Origin of the sequence: Sorangium sp. So ce281, from assembly GCF_051527395.1 — a bacterium.
Taxonomy (GTDB): domain Bacteria; phylum Myxococcota_A; class Polyangia; order Polyangiales; family Polyangiaceae; genus Sorangium; species Sorangium cellulosum_B.
This window is the reverse complement of the sequence record NZ_CP150322.1, coordinates 3,293,928-3,314,783: the sequence shown is the minus strand read 5'-3', so window position 1 is coordinate 3,314,783 and position 20,856 is coordinate 3,293,928. Positions and strand designations below refer to the sequence as shown.

The following is a 20,856-nucleotide window of genomic DNA, read 5'->3' as shown; positions in this document are numbered from 1 at the left end:
GTGTCGTCAAAGAGCTCGCGCACCTGTCAGCGGGCGAAGCGCCTTGAGCTCTCCCGCGCCATCCTCCACAGAACCTCCACGATCGCACCACCGTCGGCCCCCCTGCCGCGCTCATGCTCGGCGCAGAGTCCGTCGTCGTCCCCACCCAGGAAAGCCCATGACGTCCAGCAATCTCCCCAAGCACGTCGCGATCATCCTCGATGGCAATGGCCGCTGGGCGGCGGCGCGGGGGCTCCCTCGCATGCGGGGGCACCAGCACGGGGCGCAGGCCGTGCGCCTCTCGGTGCGCGCCTGCCGCGATCGCGGCATCCCGTACCTCACGCTCTACGCGTTCAGCGTGGCGAACTGGTCGAGGCCCAAGGACGAAATCGACGCGCTGATGCGCATCTGCCAGGAGTTCGCCGAGGGCGAACACGACGAGCTGATCCGTCGAGGGATCGCGGTTCAGGTGGTCGGCGATCTCGAGGACATCCCGACGCCGACGCGGCGCGCGATGGAGAAGCTCGTGGAGGACACCGCCGGGGGCACCGAGATGACCCTGGCGCTCGCGCTGAGCTACGGCGGTCGCCGCGACATGGCGAACGCCATGCGCGCGCTCGCGGTCCGCGCGCGGGCCGGGCTGGTCATCCCGGAGGAGATCAACGAGAAGTCGCTCCGGAACTTCCTGACGACCAGCGCGATGCCGGATCCCGATCTCATCATCCGCACCGGCGGAGAGAAGCGCCTCAGCGACTTCCTGCTCTTCGAGGCCGCGTACGCGGAGCTGTTCTTCACCGACACGCTCTGGCCCGATTTCACCGAGGCGACCTTCGAAGAGGCGGTCGCGACCTACAGCCGGCGACAGCGGCGTTACGGCCGGACCAGCGAGCAGGTCCGGCGCCTGGCCGCGTCGACCTGAGCGGACGTCGCCGGGGCGCTCCCCACGCCCACGGCGCTCGTGACGCTCGTGACGCTCGATTCCGCGTCCGCGATGCAGTACGAGAGACGCGCTTGTCGTCCAAGCGCCCGTAGCTCAGCTGGATAGAGCAGCGGCCTTCTAAGCCGCGGGTCGCAGGTTCGAATCCTGCCGGGCGTGCCGAACGTCCTCGGTGCGTCGCTTGACGGTCGTGCCCGGCGCGGATCACCATGTCCCTGACGCCATGAACAAGAGGGTCGCGCTCGTGCTGGGCGGTCTGGTGCTGGGCGCGGCCGTCGCGCTCGCGGCGGGACGGGTGCGCGCCCAGGGGCTCACGCCGAGCGTCCCCCCACCGCGGTGGGAGCAGGACTGCGAGCAGGCGCACGGCGTGGACGAGGCCCGCGCCATCGCGAAGGCGCGGGGCGAGGGCGGCTGGGAGCTCGTGGCGCTCGACGCCGGCGTGATGTGCTTCAAGCGGCCGGTCCCGGCGCCTCCGAGGCCGGCCGATCCCTGGCCGGGCTACTGAGGCACCGCCGCTCCCCTGCCCGCCGTTCGAGGCGGAGGAGCGCCTGTGGCGGCGCAGCGACGGCCCTTCTCGGCCCGCGCGCTGCGTGTCAGCGTTCGGCATGATCGAACTCGGCGACCGGCGCTATGCGCTGCCCGCGCGCAAGACGGTGGTGTTCTGCGTCGACGGCTGCGGGCCGGAGTACCTCGACCAGGCGCTCGCGGACGGGCTGATGCCGCGGCTCGCGGGCACGCTCGCCGCCGGCGGCCTGTACGTGCGCGGCCGAGGCCAGGTCCCGAGCTTCACGAACCCGAACAACGTGTCGATCGTGACCGGCCAGCCGGCGCGCGTGCACGGCATCTCGGGCAACACCTACCTCGACGCCGCCACGGGGGAGGAGGTGCCGATGAACGACGCTCGGTTCCTGCGCGTCCCGACGCTCTTCGAGAAGATGGAGCAGGCGGGCGTCAGGACCCTCTGCGTCACGGCCAAGGACAAGCTCCGCGCGCTCCTCGGCGCCTGCCGCGAGGGGGGCCCTCGCCCGATCTCGCTGTCGGCCGAGAAGGCGCACGAGCAGGCCATCCCGGAGCACGGGATCGGCTCGATCACCGCCGCGGTCGGCCGCGAGAACCCGTCGATCTACGACTGGGACATCTCCCACTACGCCATGGAGATGGGCCTCGCGCTGCACGAGCGGCTCTCGGCCACGCTGCTCTACGTGTCGCTGACCGACTACGTGCAGCACAAGGAGCCGCCGCGCGGGCCGATGTCCGATCGGTTCTACGCCCGCTTCGACGCCCTCTTCGGCGAGTACCTCGACGCCGGCTTCGTCTGCGGCATCACCGCGGATCACGGCATGAACGACAAGACCGCGCCGGACGGCTCGCCGAACGTGCGCTACCTGGACGACGCCCTGCGCGAGGCCGGCCTCCCGGGCTTCCGCGTGCTCCTGCCGATCACCGACCCGTACGTCGTGCACCACGGCGCGCTCGGGTCGTACGCGACCGTGTACCTCGGCGCGCCGGACGACGGCGCGCGCGCCGCTCGGGTCCTCGAGCGGCTCCCAGGCGTGGAGCTCGTCCTTCCCCGGGAGGAGGCCGCGCGGCGCTTCGCGCTGCCGCCGGATCGGATCGGCGACCTCGTGGTCCTCGCCGATCGGAGCACGGTGCTCGGCAAGAGCGCGGCCTACCACGACCTCTCCGCCGTGCAGCGCGGGCTCAGGTCCCACGGCGGCCTGCACGAGGCGGAGGTGCCGATCCTCGCGAGCCACCCGCTCCGGCCCGGAGAGCGCGCCTGGCTCCTCGGCGCGGAAGCGGCCAAGGCGGACGCGGACGCAGCGCACGGCCGGCCGAGCGCGCTGTCGAACGCGGACGTCTTCGATCTGGTGCTCAACCGACTCTCGACCGCCGTGGCCTAGCGCCGACGATCGAGCGCCTGAAGGGGGGACAGGGATGGGCTCGATGCTCTCAATCGATCGACCAGCGTTCCATTTTCCGTGCCTGATCGGGGGAAGGCCGGTGACCCGGGACGAGCGCATCCTCGTGCGCTACCCGTTCACGGGCGAGGTGATCGGCAGCGTGCCGAGGCTCGACGAGGGGGCGGTGCTGGAGGCGCTCGCGAGCGCGTCCTCCGGCCCGCCGCGGCTCTCTCGCCACGAGCGCAGCGAGATCCTGCTCCGCGCCGCGGCGCGCATCGAGGCGCAGGCGGCGGCGGTGGCGCGGCTCATCACGTGGGAGAGCGGGCTCTGCCTCAAGGACACGGCCTACGAGGTGCGGCGCGCGCTCGACGTGCTCCGCTTCTCCGCGTACGAGGCGCTCCGCGACGACGGCCAGTGCCTCGCGTTCGACATCTCGGCGAACGGCAAGCCCCGGCGGGGGTACACGCTGCGCGAGCCGCTCCGCCTGGTGACGGCGATCACCCCGTTCAACCACCCGCTCAACCAGGTCGCCCACAAGGTCGCGCCGAGCGTCGCGAGCGGCAGCTCCATGGTGCTCAAGCCGTCGGAGAAGACGCCCCTCTCCGCGATCTACCTCGCGTCGGTGCTGCACGAGTCGGGGCTGCCGCCGGGCATGCTCAGCGTCGTGACCGGCGATCCGGCGGAGATCGGGCGCGCGCTCGTGACCCACCCCGCCGTGGAGCTCGTGAGCTTCACCGGCGGGGTCGAGATCGGCAAGCGCATCGCCGGCCTGCTCGGCTACCGGCGCGCGGTGCTCGAGCTCGGCGGCAACGACCCGCTCATCGTGCTCGACGACGCGGATCTCGACGAGGCCGTGCGGCTCGCTGCGTACGGCTGTTACAGGAACTCGGGGCAGCGCTGCACGGCGGTGAAGCGGCTCATCGTGAGCGAGCGCGTCGCCGACGAGCTCGCCGGCCGCCTCGCCGCCGCGTCGGCGCAGATCAAGGTGGGCGATCCGCTCGATCCGGCGACCGACATGGGGACGGTGATCTCCGAGGCCGCGGCGCGGCAGCTCGAGGCGGCGGCCGAGGACACGCTCGCGCGCGGCGCCCGGCTGCTGTTCGGGAACGAGCGCCGCGGGGCCCTGTACGGCCCCACCGTGATGGATCACGTCCCGCGGGACGCCCCCTCCGTGCAGCACGAGACGTTCGGCCCGCACGCGCCCATCCTGCGGGTGAAGGACATCGACGAGGCGATCGCGGTGGCGAACGGGACGAGCTACGGCCTCTCCGCCGGCGTCTGCACGAACGACCTGGGGCGCGTCCACAGGCTCGTGCGGGAGCTCCGCTGCGGCACGGTGAACGTGCGCGAGGTGCCGGGGTACCGGTCCGAGCTGTCGCCGTTCGGGGGGATCAAGGACAGCGGCATCGGGATCAAGGAGGGCGTCGTCGAGGCGATGAAGGCCATGACCAACGTGAAGCTCTACACGATCCCCTGGGAGTGAGGGGGCGCCGGCGCTTCCCCGTACCGCCTCGGCGCGCGCCGTTGTAAGCGGATCGGCATGAGCGGAGAGCCCCTATCGGAGCGAGAGTTCGACGACGTGGCCGATCGGTCGCTGCACGCGCTGGATCGAGCGATCAACGAGATCCCCGACGGCGTCGAGGCCGACCTGCAGAGCGGCATCCTCACCCTGGAGTTCGAGGACGGCATCAAGTACGTCGTCAACAGCCACCGCGCGGCGCGGCAGATCTGGATGGCCGCCGAGCGGGCCGCGTGGCACTTCGACTACCGGCCGTCCGAGGGCCGCTGGGTGGCCCAGAAGTCGGGCGAAGAGCTCTGGAGCACGCTCGAGGCCGTGCTGTCCCGGAAGCTCGGCCGCGCCGTGAAGCTCGCTCGCTGAGCCGCGCGGTCCGCCGCGCGAGGCGCGTCACAGGGCGAAGCGGACGCCGAGCCCTCCGAGCAGGCCCGTCACGGAGGCGCCGACCCGGAGGTCGAACGCGACGCGGTCCCACGGGCGAAGCGCGAGCCCGATCTCGGGCAGGACGAGCCACGGATAGACGAGCGGCCGCAGCCCTTGAGGCCGCCCCTTGGGACGGGTGAACCAGCTCGGCTCCACATAGCCGGGGTAGTGATCCGCGTCGTAGTCGAGCTGGTTACAGTACCGGAAGCTCCCGACCGGGTTGTTGGGCCCGCGGCATTTCACATAGCGGTACGGGTCCCCCGGCACGAAGGAGCCCGGGTCGCCGGGCACCGCGTCGCCGGGATATGCCTGGGTCCGGTAGAGGTCGCCCATGAACGTCCAGCCCACGCCAAGGCCGGCCCCGACGCGGAAAGCGAACAGCTCGTCCCGATCGAGCGGGATGTTCCAGACCAGGCGGACCCCCGCCTGGAGCGCCTGGAGATCGCTCTCGACGATCTCGTAGTCGGTGTCCGGGTGTCCCTTCGGCTTGAACGGCGTCTCTTGCATCCGGAAGCGCGCGTAGGCGACCGAGAAGACGAGATCGAACCGCCGCCCGAGCCGCGTCGACAGCGAGATGTCTCCGCCGGGGACGAGGACGTCCCGCCCCCCTTCTCCGAGGAGCCCGAACATGAGCTGAGGGATGAAGAAGCCCTGGAAGCCTGCGCCGAGCCACAGGTCGCGCTGCCTGCGCGGGCCGGGCGGCGTGGGCTCGGGCATCTCGACGGCGGGCTTCGGCCTCTCGTCGGGGCCCGTCGCGACGCGCGGCGTGTCCTCGGCCGGCTTCTCGGCGGCGCGCGGCGGCTTCTTCGCGACCGGCTTCTCGGCGGCGCGAGGCGGCTTCTTCGCGACCGGCTTCTCGGCGGCGCGAGGCGGCTTCTTCGCGACCGGCTTCTTCGCGATCGGCCTCTTCGGTGGCTTCTTCTCCGGCGGCTTCTTCGCGATCGGCTTCTCCGGTGGCTTCTTCTCCGGCGGCTTCTTCGCGATCGGCTTCTCCGGCGGCTTCTTCTCCGGCGGCTTCTCTGCGACCGGCTTCTCCGGCGGCGGCTTCTCCGATGGCTTCTTCGCGACCGGCTTCTCCGGCGGCTTCTTCCCCCCGGGCTTCGGCTTGAGGCGCAGCTTGATCTCGCGCCGCTGCTTCTCCTTCAGCGTGATCTTCTGCGACGTCTCCTCGTGGCCCTCGGCCCTGGCGACGATCACCAGCACCTCGCCCGGATCGAACCGGTGCGGCGCCGACGGCTCGCGGATCACCTCCCCGTCGATCTCGACAACCAGCCCCTCGTACGGCTCCGCCGGCTTGACGACGAGCGTCGGGATGCGCGCATCGAGCTGAGCTGCCTTCTTCTTGGCCGATGTGATGGCCGCGACATCCCGCGCGTTGTAGCCGGGCGCCTTCTTCTCGCTCGCGACCTTGTGATAGATCTCGCTGGCCTTCAGCAGCTCGCCCTGCTTGACGTAGCAGTCGGCGAGCGGAACCGCCGAGCTCGGGCGATGCCGCTGGCTCTCGGCGGACTCGAGCAGCGGGATCGCCCGCTTGCAGAAGCCGCCTCTGGCTGCGTTCATGCCCTGGTTCGCCTCCTTGTCGCCGGGTCCGGCGGACACCGGAGGGGCGAGCAGCACAGCCAGGAGGCCGAAGAGAGAAGCGATCAGAAGGCGCAAGAGGCGCTCAGTCTACCATCGCCCCCGCGAGGCGCGCGGGACGGACCGGGCGCTGCGACGCTACGACCACGGATGTCGCGAACGGCGCGGCCCGAGGTGAGGTAAGGAGCAGCGCCAGGGATCGCCCACATTGGCCCCTGTGTTCCCTGGCGGCTGGCTCGACGGAGCGAGCGGGGCCTGGACCGCCCACCGTCCATACCGCAGGCCCCGGCGAAGGCGCGGGATCTCGTCAGGATCCGAGCGCGCTCCCCGGCGCGCCGAGCGCCGCAGACGAAAAGCTCGACGGATTCCTTTTTACACCTTCGACGCTGGCCGAGAGCCCCTGTAAGCTCCCCCGGAATGGCTTCCGGCGCAGGTATCGAAGGACCGCACGGGCTGGGCGAGAGCGCCAGCGCAGAGGGATCGGGCGGCGGTGTTTTGTCCGGACCCGTGCGACGCACATTGAAGGCAGGCGAGATCCCGAACACGTTGATCGAGTGCACGCACTCGGTCGAGTGCGCGGGCTGTCCGCTCATCGCGGGTGATTACGCGGAGCAGCTCGGCACCAAGCGTGCTCGGGTCGTGTCCGCAGCCGCGCACTACCCATCGCTCGGGCTGCTCCAGACGAGCTCGGTCATCCCGGCCGATCCGATCACCGGCTATCGCGGTCGAGCGAAGCTCATCGTCGCCCCCTCCGGCGCGATCGGGCTGTACGGCCGCACGGGACATCACGAGGTCGTCGACATCCCGGGCTGCCGGGTCCTCACCCCGGCCCTCGCCGCGGTCACCTCGCGGCTGCGCGAGCTGATCGCGTCGCCGCCGCCGGAGGTCCGGCCGCTGCTCCTCCCGTACGACGCGGCGAGGGGCGGCGTGCTCCGCGCCCTCGATCTGCGCGAGGTCCACCTCGCGCCCGGGACGCCGCTCTTCGCGGAGGTGGGCGCGACAGAGGACAACCCGGCGTTCGTGCTGATCACGTTCGTCCTGCAGCGCGAGCGCGCGTGCACGCGCGACGAGCTGCGGGAGGCCGGCCGCGCCATCCGTTCGATGCTCCCGCGCGTCATCGGCGTCGCGGCGAACTTCCACGACGCGGAGGCGCCGCAGATCCTCGGGCCCGAGACGATCGTGCTCGACGGCACCGCGCACGCGGAGGACCGGATCGGGCAGACCTACCACATCGCCGCGTTCGGCTCGTTCGTGCAGGCGCACCGCGCGCAGGCCGCGCGCGTGCACGCCCTCCTGCTCCGCGAGATCGCGTCGCTCGAGAACGACGGGCCCGTCATCGAGGGCGAGGCCGCGCTCGGCCCCGCCTCCCGGCGCAAGGAGCCGCCGCGCATCCTCGATCTGTACGGGGGCTCGGGCGCGATCTCGCTCGCCCTCGCGCAGGGCGGCAACCGGGTCCTGATGGTCGAGTCCTTCGCGCCCGCGGCGGCGAACGCCCGCGCCGCGGCCGAGGCCCAGGGCCTCAGCCAGCGCGTGGAGGTGCGCACCGGCGACGTCGCGGAGATCGTCGGCTCCCTCGTCAACAGCTCGGAGAAGTTCGACGGCATCGTGGTGAACCCGCCGCGCCGCGGCGTCTCCCCGACGGCGCGCGAGGCGATCGCGCGCCTCGGCGCGCCCCTGCTCGTCTACGTCTCGTGTGATCCCGACACGCTCGCGCGCGACCTCGATCACTTCTGCCGCCTCGGGTACTCGTCGACGGAGCTCACGCCGCTCGACATGATCCCGCTCACGGAGGAGATCGAGACGATCGCCGCCCTCCGCCGGACGCCCCCGCCCGCGCCGAAGGTCATCTACGACGACGACGGCGTGCTGGTCGTCGAGAAGGGCCCCCACGAGCCGGTGGCCACGCAGCCGGAGTACCTCGGCTCGCTGCTCGCGCGGTGCGCCCGCATCCCGGGCAGCACGACGACGCCCATCATCGTGCACCCGCTGGATCCGGGCACGAGCGGCCTTGTCATGCTCGCGCGGAGCGAGGAGGCGGCCGCGCGCTGGGGCGAGGCGCTCACGAAGACGGGGCGCCTCATCTACCTCGCCGCGGCCAAGGGCGTCACGCCGGGCAAGGGCGCGATCACCCGCGATCTCCGCGAAGGGACGCGCACGTACACGGCGCGCACGCGGTACCGCCGCCTCGCGGTCGCCTCGGGCCACTCGATCCTCCGCGTCATCCCGGACGGCGGGCGCACGCACCAGATCCGGCGGCACCTCGCCGCGATCGGGCACCCGATCCTCGGCGACGAGCGCTACGGCCACGTGCCCACGAACCGGTACTTCGAGGAGAAGCACGGGCTCGATCGCTCGTTCGTGCACCTCGTGCGCATCGAGATCGAGCACCCCCGCACCGGGGTGAAGATGATCATCGAGTCGACGCTGCCCGGCGATCTGCGCTCCGCGCTGGAGCGCTCGACCGGCCCCTCGGTCCTGCGCTTCCTCGAGCAGAAGCACGCCCTCGGCGAGCAGCGCGCCGTGCCCGTCCTGACGACCGCGAGCGACGAGCCCGCGCCGAGCAGCAGGATGATCCCGCTCCGCCCCGAGGACGCGGAGTCCGCGCCTCCTCCCTCCATCCGCAGCCCCGGGCCCATCTCGATCCGCGTCCCGGATCTGGACGAGTCACCCCGGACCATCCGGCACCCCATCATCTCGACCGGCGACGAGGACTGAGCGGCCCGCGCGCGCCGTGTGGATCGGCCACCCCGGCGAGGCGGGTCCGCTCCTGTGCCAGCCCCGCCCACCTTGGTGCGATGCGCTGCGAGCGGATCTGGTAGGCTTACCGGCCGCATGTCCACGTTTCCAGAAGACCGCCCTCGCATCCTCGTCGTGGACGACGAGAAGGTGATCCGCGACATGCTGGCCGACTTCCTCGGCATGGAGGGCTACTACGTCCGCACGGCGGAGGACGGCTCCAGCGCGCTGAGCGAGCTCACGAAGGGTCACTACGATCTCGTGATCAGCGATCTCAAGATGCCGCGGATGGGCGGCATCGCGCTGCTGGACGAGATCGGCAAGACGGCGCCGAACGCGCTCACGGTCATCATGACGGGCTTCGGCACCGTCGAGACCGCGATCGACGCGATGAAGCGCGGCGCCTACGACTACGTGCTCAAGCCGTTCAAGCTGGACGAGGTGGTGCACGTCGTCCAGCGCGGGATCGAGAAGCAACGGATGGCCGCCGAGAACATCCGGCTGCGCGAGGCGGTGTCGCTCTACAAGGTGAGCGAGGCCATCGCGGCGAGCCTCTCGCTCGACCAGGTGCTGGAGACCGTCGCGGACAGCTGCCTCCACGAGGTGTGCGGGGATCTCATCTCGACCTGGCTCGACGACGGCGAGGGGGGCTTCTTCGAGCGCCAGCACCTCCGCGGCCCGTCCATGCCGGCGGGCGCCGACCTCGGGCGGCTCGACCCGGCGCTCGTGCTCGAGCACTTCCGCCCCGACGCGCAGCTGCTCGAGCAGGGCGTGAAGGGGCTCAGGTTCTTCGCGGCGGAGCCGGCGCTCCCGCTCCAGTCGCTCGTCGCCGTGCCGCTCCGCATCCAGAAGCGGCTCATGGGCTTCCTCGCCGTCGCGTCGTTCACGCGGACGAGGCGCTTCGACGAGGGGCAGCGCAAGCTGCTCAGCATCATCGGCTCGCGCGCCGCCGCGGCGATCGAGAACGCGCGCCTTTACCAGGATCTCCAGGCGACGTTCCAGCAGACGATCGAGGGCCTCGCCAAGGCGATCGACAAGATGGACCGCTACACCTCGGGCCACTCGGATCGGGTCGCCGTCTACGCCGTGCTGCTGGCGCAGCGGCTCGGCCTCGGCCCGCACGAGATCGAGATCGTCCGGCAGAGCGCGCTCATGCACGACATCGGCAAGATCGGCTGCGTGCTCAACCTGAACAAACCGGGCAAGCTCACGAACGACGAGTACGAGGTGTTCAAGCGGCACCCCGCCTACGGGCGTGACATCCTCGACCCGATCAAGTTCCTGCACCCGCTCATCCCCGGCGTGCACCTGCACCACGAGCGCTGGGACGGGCGCGGCTACCCGCTCCGGATGCGGGGCAACGAGATCCCGATCATCGCGCGCATCATCTCCGTGGCCGACACGTACGACGCCATGACGAGCGACCGCTCGTACCGCCGCGCGCTCCCCCACGAGGTCGCGATCACCGAGATCGAGCGGTGCTCGGGCTCGCAGTTCGACCCCGAGGTCGCGGCCACCTTCACGACGCACATCGAGGCCTACCGCGACGAGCGGCGGGCGCGGGGCGAGAAGGTCCCGGAGTAGCCATGCCGACCACCTCGCTCCGCGACCTCCTCCAGCCCGCGGACGGCCAGGCGACGGCCGTCGAGGCGCCCCGGCCGAGGCGCGCGCGCGCCGTGTGGATCGGCCGGCGCCGCTATGCCCCGATCCACGATCTGCAGAAGCAGCTCGTCGAGGCGCGCGCGCAGGGGCGGCTCGGCGACACGATCCTGCTCCTGGAGCACGATCCCGTGATCACGCTCGGCCCGCGAGCGAACCCCGAGAACGTGCTCCTCGACGCCCGCGCGCTGGACGAGCGCGACATCGACCTCGTCGCGACGGGGCGCGGGGGCGACGTCACCTACCACGGCCCCGGCCAGCTCGTGTGCTACCCGCTGCTCGATCTCAGGCCGGACCGCTGCGACGTGCGCAGGTACGTGCGCTCGCTCGCGGAGGTGATGATCCTGCTCGCGCGCGAGCACCACGTCGAGGGCGGCGTGGTCGACGGCATGATCGGCGTCTGGGTCGATCGCGCCGCCCCGGAGGCGTGGGGCGGCGCCGAGTGGGCGCGCGAGATCGCGAAGCTCGGCGCGATCGGCGTGCGCCTGTCGCGATGGCTCACGATGCACGGCTTCGCCTTCAACATCGCGGTGGACCTCAAGGCGTTCGAGCTGATCGTGCCCTGCGGCATCCGAGAGCACGGCGTGACGTCGCTCCACCAGCTCACCGGGCGGAAGCTCACCGTCGCCGAGGTCGCCCTCGCCAGCGCGCCGCAGCTCGCCCGCGGGCTGGAGCTCGACGTCACCTGCGTCGAGGATCTGTCGGCGGTCGCGGATCTCGCGGGCGCGCTCCTCGCCCCGGACGCCGGCGCCGCCGAGGGCCGGAGCGCGCCCTAGCCGCGCGCGCCGGGTCGGCGCTCGTCAACGTCGCACGTCGCACGGCGCGCGCTCCGCGGGTCACGCCGGCTCCCGGGACGTGGCGCGCGCTGCGTCGCGGAGGCAGTGTCGCTCGGCCGTGCCGTGGGCTAAAAGCCGTCCCGTGTGCGCGCAGCCCACCCCACGGCCTCGTGAGCGCGACGGGAGCTCCCCGCTCCACCGCGACGCCTCGCCCGCGCGGCCGCCCTGGCGGCAGCCCCTCGCCCTGGCGCTCGCTGCGGCGGCCGTGGCGGTGCCCGCGCTCGCTCTCCTTGGCCCTGTCGCGGCGGTCCTCGTGGGCACGCGCACCGCCGCCGCGTGCCTCGCCTCGATCGAGGCGCCGCGCGGCCCGGCGCTGCCCGACTGCAGGCCCGAGATCCGCTGGTTCGCGCTGCCCTCGCGGCTGCCCTGGACCTACAGGGCGGCGAGCGCGCTGGCCGAGGAGCTCGGCGTGCGCGCAGCGGTCGCCGACTACACCGACGCCGCGGTCGGTCGGCCGGATGGCGCGGCGCTCGCCGGCGCGAGCGAGGCGGTGGCGACGGCCCAGGCCACGGTCGCCGCCGGGACCGGGCGCGTCACGTTCGATGAGCTCGGGCCCGCCTGCGGCGCGCCGAACCTCGGCCGCGAGGCGGCGAGGCTCGGCGATCGCCGCACGCTCCTCTCGCAGCCGGACCGCTGGACCGACTGGCACGTGCGCGTGCACACCCTCCGCGCCGCGCTCACCGAGGGCGACCTGCAGCGCGCGCTCGCGATCGCCAAGGGGTACGCGGCGATGGAGCCCCGCGACGAGGACCTGCGCACGACCACCGGCGCGATCCTCTGCCTCGGCGCCAGCGCCGAGGCGAAGCGCGGCATCGAGCTCCTGACGCTCAACCAGGACGACCGGGCATCGAGGCGCTACGCCGGCATGGCGCGCAACTGGGGCGAGGTCCGCGCCGTCCTCGTCGCCTGCGCCGCGCGGGCCGGCGTGGAGCCACCGCCGATGCCGGAAGCCCCCGAGGCCGGCGTGGCCGACGCCGTGGAGGTGCGGCTCGCGCAGCGCGCCCGCCTCGCCGCGGCCAGGAAGGGCGCCGCCGAGGCGACGCAGCGCGCGACGCGCGCGATCCGCGACCTGCTCGGCGCCTCGGCCGCGCTCGATCCCGAGGCCCGCGGCGATCTGCTCGCCGTCGTGCTGGCGGAGGACGAGGCGCTCGACGCGGCCGAAGCGGCCGCGCTCGCGCGGCCGGACGACGACGGGGACGAACCCGCGACCGGAGAGGCAGGCCTCGACGGCGCCCCGGCGCGCGTGGCCCCCCGCGCGCCGGCGGGGCTGCCCGCGGGCTCGCTGCGCGCGCTCGACTGGCTCCCGGAGCGCGGGCTCGCGAGGCCCGCGATCGCCGGGTCGTTGCGCGCGCGCGCCGCCGCGCGCGCCGCCGAGCTGGCCGCCGCCCCCCAGCTCTCGCCGTCCCAGGCCGACGCGCTGCGCGCCGCCGCGGGCGCGCTCGCGCTGCGCGCCGCCCGCGAGCTCGCGCTCGAAGGCGACGCGCCCCGGGCGGTCGACGCGCTGGATCGCCTTGGCCCGCTCGCCCCGGAGCTCGCGCCGGAGGCGGCCCGCGCGCTCGCGCGATCGAGCGCGTGGGCCCTCGCCGGCGCGCGCGATCGCGCGCTCGATCTCGTCGAGCGCGTCGACCTCGCCGCCGCGCCGCCAGCGCTCCGCGCGGCCGTGCTCCTGCAGCGCGCCGAGCTCCTCGCCTCGCGCGGGCGCCGGCGCGACGCCGCGCGCGCGGCCGTGCTCGCCGACGAGGAGGCCGCCGCCGCGCGCGCGGCGGTGTCCGCCGGCGAGGCGACGCCTGCCCGCGCCGAGATCGCCCTGCTCGACGCGCGATCGCGCTGGACCCGGCTCTCCCTCGCGCTCCGTCCGGACGACTCGCCGCTCCGCCAGGGCAGCCCGCCCGCCCAGCTGCCCGCGGACCACGCCGCCGCCTGGCCGTGGGTCGGCTTCGCGAGCCTCGATGCGCCCTGGGCGCGCGACGGCCAGCCGGCGCTCTCGCGCGCGCTCTCCACCTGGAGCGCCGCGCGCGACGCGCCGCCGCCCGCGCGCCGCGCGCTCCGCTACGCCGCCCTCCGCCGGCGCGGCGACGCGCCGCCCGCGCTCGTCCCGTACGCCGCGCTGTCGGCCCAGCTGCTCGGCGACGGCGCGGGCGATCCCGAGGTGTGGCTCGACGCCTTCCTCGCGCTCGACGCCTCGCGCTTCTCGCTCCGGCGCTACGCCTTCGCCCGCGCCGAGGCGGCGCGATGGCGCGGAGATGAAGGCAGCGCCGCCGCATGGCAACGCCGGTACGACGCCCTGCGCGCCGTGGCCTCCGACCCGGCCCGCGCCGAGATCGCGCGTTACCTCGGAATCTGACGCTGACCGACGCTGACCGACGCTGGCCGACGCTGACCGGCGCGACCCACGCCGACCCGCGCCGCGTGCCCTCGAAAAACCTGGAGATCCCGCGGCCGCACACCTGGCGGCGGAGGGGCTTCATTCCTACGCTACGGCCTGGCTCGCGAAGATCTGCTCGCGGGGGAGTCCTCATGTGTCCTCATTGCGGAAAGAACGCGCCGGTCATCCACCGCGGGCTCGCGGCGTACTGCACCGCGTGCGGTCGGGAGCGCCTGCCGTTCGCGGGCAAATCGGTCAGCCTGGCGGGGCAGCCGTCCAGGGTCGGCGGCGCGGTCGCCGGCGTGCTCGGCTGGCTGGTCCTCATCGCCGGGACCGCGCTGGCGCTCCTCCTCGGCCTGGGCGCGGCCGCGCTGTTCCCGGGGTCGATCGCCGGCCTCGCGATCGGCCTGCCGATCGGCTTCGTCGCCCTCGCCGTCGGCCTGCTCCTCCTGCTGGGCGGGCGGAAGCTCTCCCGCTCCGGGGCGAAGGCCTCGCGCGACGCCCAGGTTCAGGCGATCTTCTCGCTCGCGTCGCACCGCCGCCGCCCGCTCACCGCGCAGGAGGTCGGCGTCGCGCTCGACCTGCCGGCCCCGGAGGCGGACGCCCTGCTCACCGAGCTCGCCAAGGAGCGCCCCGGCGACGTGGGCGTCGAGATCGGCGAGCGCGGCGAGATCCTCTACACCTTCCCCGGGATCTCGGGGGCGGCCGCCGTCCGCTTTCCCCGGCCGTCGCTCCGCATCGATCCGGGCGAGGGCGCGGCCGACCCCGCGGCGCGCATCTACGCCGACGAGATCGACGACGAGGACGCGGGGGCGTCGCGCGCTCCCCGTCGCCGCGAGCAGCTCCGCTGAACATGTCCTGCGGCGCGCGTGCTAGCCTCGCGCCGCGCGCCCCCATCGAGCGCCCGGCGCGCGCCGTCGTCGCCCTCGATCCATGGTTCGTCGCGGGGGCGCTCCGGGCTGCTCGCCGCAACCGACCATGAGATGCCCCCCTGTCGCCCTGCTGACCTCCGCCGCGCTCGCGCTCCTCGCGCTCCTGGCCCCCTCGCGGGCCGACGCCTTTGAACGGCAATGGCATGCCGGCGCCGGCGTCGGGTACGCGCTCCTCGCGGACGGCGGGACGTACCCGGGGATCGGCGGCAGCCTGCACCTCGCCTACGGGCTCACGGACGCCTTCAACGCGGTCGCCGAGGTCAACACCGCGTCCCACCCGGGGGGCGATCTCATGCTCCTCGGCGCATCCGCCGGCGCCACGTACGTCATCGATATTCTGCAGTGGGTCCCCTACGTCGGCCTCATGACCGGCGCATACGACAGTGTGCGCCTCGCGCCCTGCGGCTCGTCTGGTCAGCCGGGCTGCCACCGGGGGCAGTTCGGGGTCTCCATCCCGTTCGGCATCGACTACGCGTTCAATCGCGAGTTCGCCGCCGGCTTCGCCGGCAAGTACACGCTGCTCCTCCCTGGCGCGGGCGACGGTCCGGGGAGCTATTTCACGGCGTTCGCCCGCGCGGAGTTCCTCTGGGGATACTAGAGCAGCGCGCAGGCTCGTAGGATACGGGCTGAGCCGCGAGGCAGGCGAGCGAGGCGCGCGAAAGTACGCCGCAGCGAGCCGAACGGCGCGGAGGATCCCGTAGCGCACGAAGATGCGCCCCACTCTGGGCCGTGTGCGCCTGGAGAGAGGAGGAGCGGACCGTGGAACAGCTCTGGCAGCGCATTTCCGAGGGCCGGCACACGGCCTTGCTGAACATCGTCCCCGGGGATCCGCCGGCGCGGCTCGGGCTGCGGATCGTGCGCGTGCGCTGCGACGTCCCCGAGACGACGCTCGGGCCGCTGCGCGACGCGCGGACCCAGATCGAGCGCCTCGCCGGCGGGGCGCTGCCGCCGCTCGATCAGGCGCGCAGCCGCGCCGCCTCGGGGCTCCGGCGCCGCCTCCTCGGCGACGTGCACGAGCTGATGGTGGACGCCGAGTTCATCGAGACCGCCAACCGCCTCGCGCAGCAGGCGGATCGCACGTGGGCCATCGTGTTCGACGCGGTCGAGCACGCCGATCCTGCCACGCTCGACGTGCTGCGCCGCGTGGTGTCCCGGCCCGACGCGCTCCGCGTCGCGCTCGTCCTCTCCTTCCGCCTGCACGCGCCGACCGGCCCCGCGGGCGGCCTGGTCGACGCGATACGCGCCGCCTGCGGAGCCGACGCGCTCCTCCGGCCGTCCGACGGCGCGATCACGCTGACGAGCGCGACCACGCCGCCGCCGCCGCCGCCGCCGGTCGCGGTGCGCGAGCTGCCCGGCGAGGTGCTCCGGGTGCTCCGGGCCGGCGCGATCGTCGGCTCGGGGTTCGAGAGCGAGCTCGTCGCCGCGCTCCTCCGCGTCGACGCGCTCGACGTGCTCGAGGCGCTGCAGCGCGCCGCGGACGCGGGTGTCCCGGTCGAGGACCGCGGCGACGGGCGCTTCCATCTCCCGCAGGAGACCGTCGATACGCTCCGCGGCTCGATCCTCCCGTCGCTCGCCCGCGTGTGGCACCGGCGGCTCGCGACGCTGCTCATCGAGGAGCGGAGCGAGCCGGACGCCCCGGCCGCGCGCGAGCCGCGCGCCGTGCCGGGCGTCGTCGCGGCCGATCACCACGCGGCCCATGCCGCGGCGCCGCCGGCTCATGCCGCGGCGCCGCCGACCCAGAGCGCGGCCATCCTCACGTCGGCCGTCGAGCGGCACGTCCTCGGCGGAGCGAACCTCGGCGTGCCTCGCGGCGACGACCCGACCACCAGGGCCGCCGCCGCGCAGGCGAAGGCCGGGGTGCCGCCGCTCTCGACGGCGCCGCCGTCCGCGTCGTTGCCCGCCATGGCGACGCCGCGCACGATGGCCGCCGCGCCCCCGCCGGCGGGCCCGTCGCCGGCGACGGCGTCGCCGGCGGCCGCTTCGCCCGGCGCGCCCGCCGCCGGCGGGCCGATCCCCGAAGCCGGCGGCGCGTCGACCGCGGACGACTGGGAGAAGACCGCCGACCCCACGCTCTCGGTGGCGCGCGGCGGGGAGCCGCGGGCGGCCGAGACGCTGAGGCCGCCGCCAGCCGTGGCCCCCACGGGCGGTGCGTCCATGAGCAACTCGCGCCGCGCACCGCCGCGCGTCACCCAGGACAGGCCCGCGCCGATGGCCCCCGCAGGGCCCGGCAACCCCGCGTGGCCCTACGCCGATCTGTTCCACCGCGGCCCCGAGAGCCGCCGCGTCTCGGAGCCGCCCGAGTCCATCCTGTTCGACGCCCCGCCCGACTCGCTCGACGCGCCCATCCCGGGGCCGATGCGGGTGCCCCGCGATCTCGCGTCCCTCGGCGGTGCCTTCCCGGACGAGCCGAGCCGCTCGGCCCGCGGGGCCTCGCTGCGCGTCCCTGCCGCGCTGTCCGAGCGATCGTCTTCCGGCTCCCGCCACGCCTTCTCCTGGCCGGCGGCGGCCGACTCCGTCGCCGGGCGCGCCGCGGCCGAGTCCCTGCGTGCCGCCGCGCCGCTCGGCGTGTCCGTGTACCCGGCGCCCGCGGCGCCCGATCGCGCCGAGGCAGCGGGCGCCGCGAGCGCGGCGGCGCACGGCGCCGGGCGCCACCTCCACGACGTGCGCGCGGCGGCGCACCTGACCGAGGCGGGCGAGCACGAGGAAGCGGCGCGGCGCTACTGCGCGGCCGCGGTCGAGGCGGCGGCCATGGGAGCGTACGCCCAGGCGCTGAGCTACGGGCGGAGGGCGCTCTCGCTGCTCGACGGCATGCCGGCCACGCCCGCGCGCCGCCGGCTCCGCATCGGCGCGCTCGCGGGCATCGCCCGGGTGCAATGGCAGGCGGCCGGCCCGGACCCGGCCAGCACGCTCGCGGGCGCGCTCGATGTGCTCGACGCCGCGCGCGCGCTCCTCGCGCACGGCGACCCGCCGGAGCTGCACGCCGAGGTCGCCGCGCTCGTCGCGAGCGTCTGTTACGACATGGGCGACGCGCGCTCGCTGGAGCGCGCGCTGGAGGAGCTCGCGACCGCGAGCCGCCTGCTGCTCGACGCCGGGGACGCGCTCGGCGCGGCCCGGCTGCTCAACGATCAGGCGGCGGTCCACGTGCGCATGGGCGATCCCGTCCGCGCGACGCACCTCCTGGTCGAGTCGCGCCGGACCTTCGAGGAGCGGGCCCGGGTCGATCCGTCGGCGCGCGTCGAGCTCGCCGAGACCGACCACCTCTTCGCGCGGATCCCGCTCCACGTCCCCGCCCGCCCCGGGCGCGAGTCCGACGCGCTGTCGATGGGCCTCGACCACGCGCTCGCCGCGGAGCGCGCCTACAAGCAGCTCGGCGACACCCGGGAGCTCGCCCGGGTGTGGGAGACGATCGGCCGGCTGGAGCTCCGCAACGGCCGCCTCGACCGCGCGACGCAGCGCCTGACCGCGGCGATCGAGGCCGAGGAGGCGCTCGGCGACCTGCTCGGCCTGGCCCGCTCGACGGCCGCGCTCGCGGAGGTGCTCTCGGCGAAGGGGTTGCACCGGGAGGCGCTGGCGATGCTGGCCGAGTCGATGGTGATGAACCTCGAGAAGGGCTCGCCGCTCGGGCTCGCGTACAACCGCCGCGCCCTGAACGCCCTCGTCCCGAACATCTCGCTCCAGGGCGAGGAAGCCGAGGAGCTGCGGAAGCTCGCGGCGCAGCTGGCGGCGGCGGAAGCGGCCCTCGGCCGCGCGAAGCTCCCGGGCGAGCCCGACTGAGGCGGGCCCGCGCCGCGCGGCCTTTGGCCTTGCCCGCGCCGCGCGGCCTTTGGCCTTGCCGGCGTGCGCCCGCTCCGGCGAAATGCGCCGCATGTCGTCCTCCTCGACGCGGCGCGGGCGCCATGGCGCCGCGCGGCGCTCCTTGCTCGGCTTGCTCGGCTCCCTCGCCCTCTCCGCGGCGTGCGCGCCGGCCCCTCCGGCGGCCGCGCCTCGGCCTGCCGCGTCCGCGCCTCCGGCGCCGCCGGAGCCGCGATCGCCCGCTAGACCGTCGCGGCCTGCGCCCGCGCCGGAGCGGCCCGGGTACGCGGGGCACGGCGCGGCGAGCGTCTCTCCGGAGATCCTGGCGCGCTACGCGCCGCCTCCGCTCCCGGACGACGTCTCGCGCCGGATCCAGGCCATGCTCGACGTGCGCGCGCCTTCCGGAGGCGTCCTCGGGCCGGATGGCAAGGCGCTCTACTTCACCTGGACGATCACGGGGACGAGGCAGGTCTTCCGGCTCGACGGGCCGCAGCGCTTCCCGCTCCAGCTGACGGGCGGCGAGGATCCGACCGTCGTGGCGGACGTCACGCCGGACGGCGCGCGCCTCGTCCTCTCGCGCGACCGCAAGGGCGAGGAGAACCCCGGGCTCTACTTGCAGGACACGAAGGGCGGCCCGCTCGTCGCCATCCAGCACATGCCCGGCGTGCAGACGCAGCTCCAGCTCGTCTCCGACGACGGGCGGCACATTTACTATCGGGCCAACGACGTCAAGAAGGACGCGTACGTCATCTACCGGTACGACATCGCGTCGAGGCAGCGAGAGGTCGTGTTCGATCGCGAGGGCATCTGGCGCGCCGTGGACGCCACGGGCGACGGCCGCCTGCTGCTCGCGAAGGACGTGGGCTCCAACATGAGCGAGCTCTTCGAGTGGGCGCCTTTCGCGAAGGCCGCGCCGGGCGCCGACGCGCTGACTCCCCTCTTCGGGCAGGGCGAGCGCGAGGACTACGAGGCCCTGTACGGCGCCGCGCCCGGCGAGGTCCTCGTGCTCACGCCGCGCCTCGGGGAGCACCGCCGGCTCTACAGCTGGAAGGCGGGGAAGCTCACGCCGATCTCGCCCGAGATCCCGTTCGACGTCAGCGCGTTCTCCATCGATCGGGCGAGGAAGAGGATCCTCTACACGGTGAACGAGCGGGGCTACACGCGGCTCCGCGCGCTCGACGCGAGGTCGCACCGCGAGATCAAGCTGCCCGCGCTCCCGGCGGCGGATCACGTGATCCCGGGCTCGACGACGCGGGACGGCCGTTTCACGACGCTGCTCCTGGAGACCTCGACGTCACCGGCGACGGCGCATGTCCTCGACTGGACGACTGGCAAGCTCTCGCAGTGGCACGCTCCGAGCATGCCCGAGATGGCGCCGGGCGCGTTCTCGGCGGCCACGCTGGAGTCCTATCCGGCGCGCGACGGCGCGCAGATCCCGATGTTCGTGCGCCGCCCTGCGCGGTGCGAGCGGCCGTGTCCCGTGATCGTCCATTTTCACGGCGGCCCGGAGGCCCAGACCAGGGCAGGGTTCAGCGCGCGGGCGCAGATCTTCGTGGACGCCGGGTTCGTGTTCGTCGAGCCGAACGTCCGCGGGAGCGACGGTTACGGCAAGACATGGCTGCACGCCGACGACGGCGCGAAGCGGCTCGACATCATCACGGACATCGAGGACGCCGCGAGGTTCGTCAAGGCGAGCTTCGGCCACGAGGGCCGGCCGCCGAAGGTCGGCATCTTCGGCGGCAGCTATGGCGGCTATTCTTCGCTGATCGGCATGACCATGTTCGCCGGCGCGTACGACGCGGGCGCCGCCGTCGTCGGCATGAGCAACCTCGTGACGTTCCTCCAGAACACGGCGCCTTACCGGCGCATCCTCCGGATCTCCGAGTACGGTGATCCCGACAAGGACCGGGACGCGTTGCTCAAGCTCTCGCCGATCACGTACCTCGATCGGGTGAAGGCGCCTCTGCTGATCGTGCAGGGCGTGTCCGATCCGCGGGTCCCCGCGGGCGAGTCGGTGCAGATCCAGCAGGCGCTGGAGGCAAGGAAGATCCCGTCCGAGCTCATCCTGTTCGCCGACGAGGGCCACGGCGCGCAGAAGCGGGACAACCAGGTGCTCCAGTACGGGCACCTCGTGCGTTTCTTCCGGGCGCACCTCGGGGGCGGGGACGGCAGGTAAGGAGAGAAATGAACCGCCATGACGCC

Annotated in this window: 14 protein-coding genes and 1 tRNA gene; 14 read left to right on the top strand and 1 reads right to left on the bottom strand. The window is 73.8% G+C overall.

Features of this window, described 5'->3' with window-relative positions; all coding sequences use genetic code 11:
- Window positions 1-157 precede the first annotated feature (157 nt).
- The 6 genes from uppS to cyaY all read left to right on the top strand — a co-directional run bounded on the left by uppS (window position 158) and on the right by cyaY (window position 4,696).
- Complete coding sequence (gene uppS, locus WMF27_RS12685) at window positions 158-898, top strand: polyprenyl diphosphate synthase (RefSeq protein WP_437768608.1); 741 nt, start codon at window positions 158-160, stop codon at window positions 896-898.
- Window positions 899-1,001: 103 nt separating this feature from the next.
- Window positions 1,002-1,075: transfer RNA gene (locus tag WMF27_RS12680), tRNA-Arg, on the top strand.
- A gap of 64 nt (window positions 1,076-1,139) precedes the next feature.
- Window positions 1,140-1,421: a hypothetical protein gene (locus WMF27_RS12675; RefSeq protein ID WP_437768609.1), complete on the top strand. Its 282-nt coding sequence runs from the start codon at window positions 1,140-1,142 to the stop codon at window positions 1,419-1,421.
- Window positions 1,422-1,521: 100 nt separating this feature from the next.
- The gene (gene phnA / locus WMF27_RS12670; protein ID WP_437768610.1) at window positions 1,522-2,817 is read left to right on the top strand and encodes a phosphonoacetate hydrolase; all 1,296 of its coding nucleotides are present in this window, start codon (window positions 1,522-1,524) and stop codon (window positions 2,815-2,817) included.
- A 34-nt stretch (window positions 2,818-2,851) separates the two neighbouring features.
- Window positions 2,852-4,300: a phosphonoacetaldehyde dehydrogenase gene (gene phnY / locus WMF27_RS12665; protein ID WP_437768611.1), complete on the top strand. Its 1,449-nt coding sequence runs from the start codon at window positions 2,852-2,854 to the stop codon at window positions 4,298-4,300.
- Between the two features lie 57 nt (window positions 4,301-4,357).
- The gene (gene cyaY / locus WMF27_RS12660; protein ID WP_437768612.1) at window positions 4,358-4,696 is read left to right on the top strand and encodes an iron donor protein CyaY; all 339 of its coding nucleotides are present in this window, start codon (window positions 4,358-4,360) and stop codon (window positions 4,694-4,696) included.
- 27 nt (window positions 4,697-4,723) lie between these two features.
- Here the strand turns inward: cyaY and WMF27_RS12655 are convergent, their stop codons facing one another.
- Window positions 4,724-6,316, bottom strand: a complete 1,593-nt coding sequence (locus tag WMF27_RS12655) for a hypothetical protein (RefSeq protein WP_437944162.1) — start codon at window positions 6,314-6,316, stop codon at window positions 4,724-4,726.
- Window positions 6,317-6,841: 525 nt separating this feature from the next.
- Between WMF27_RS12655 and WMF27_RS12650 the strand changes: the two genes are divergently transcribed.
- The 8 genes from WMF27_RS12650 (at window position 6,842) to WMF27_RS12615 (ending at window position 20,830) form a co-directional block, all read left to right on the top strand.
- Window positions 6,842-9,049, top strand: coding sequence for a pseudouridine synthase (locus WMF27_RS12650; protein WP_437768614.1), 2,208 nt, complete (start codon window positions 6,842-6,844; stop codon window positions 9,047-9,049).
- A 117-nt stretch (window positions 9,050-9,166) separates the two neighbouring features.
- Window positions 9,167-10,654 (top strand): HD domain-containing phosphohydrolase, encoded by a 1,488-nt coding sequence (locus tag WMF27_RS12645; protein WP_437768615.1) that lies wholly within the window; start codon window positions 9,167-9,169, stop codon window positions 10,652-10,654.
- 2 nt (window positions 10,655-10,656) lie between these two features.
- Window positions 10,657-11,505, top strand: coding sequence for a lipoyl(octanoyl) transferase LipB (gene lipB, locus WMF27_RS12640; protein ID WP_437768616.1), 849 nt, complete (start codon window positions 10,657-10,659; stop codon window positions 11,503-11,505).
- A 142-nt stretch (window positions 11,506-11,647) separates the two neighbouring features.
- Window positions 11,648-13,909 (top strand): hypothetical protein, encoded by a 2,262-nt coding sequence (locus tag WMF27_RS12635; RefSeq protein WP_437768617.1) that lies wholly within the window; start codon window positions 11,648-11,650, stop codon window positions 13,907-13,909.
- 173 nt (window positions 13,910-14,082) lie between these two features.
- On the top strand, window positions 14,083-14,781 hold the full coding sequence (locus WMF27_RS12630) for a hypothetical protein (RefSeq protein ID WP_437768618.1): 699 nt from the start codon (window positions 14,083-14,085) through the stop codon (window positions 14,779-14,781).
- Between the two features lie 127 nt (window positions 14,782-14,908).
- Window positions 14,909-15,460 (top strand): hypothetical protein, encoded by a 552-nt coding sequence (locus tag WMF27_RS12625; RefSeq protein ID WP_437299583.1) that lies wholly within the window; start codon window positions 14,909-14,911, stop codon window positions 15,458-15,460.
- A 161-nt stretch (window positions 15,461-15,621) separates the two neighbouring features.
- Window positions 15,622-18,636, top strand: coding sequence for a hypothetical protein (locus WMF27_RS12620; protein ID WP_437768619.1), 3,015 nt, complete (start codon window positions 15,622-15,624; stop codon window positions 18,634-18,636).
- 397 nt (window positions 18,637-19,033) lie between these two features.
- Window positions 19,034-20,830, top strand: a complete 1,797-nt coding sequence (locus WMF27_RS12615; RefSeq protein WP_437768620.1) for a S9 family peptidase — start codon at window positions 19,034-19,036, stop codon at window positions 20,828-20,830.
- Window positions 20,831-20,856 lie beyond the last annotated feature (26 nt).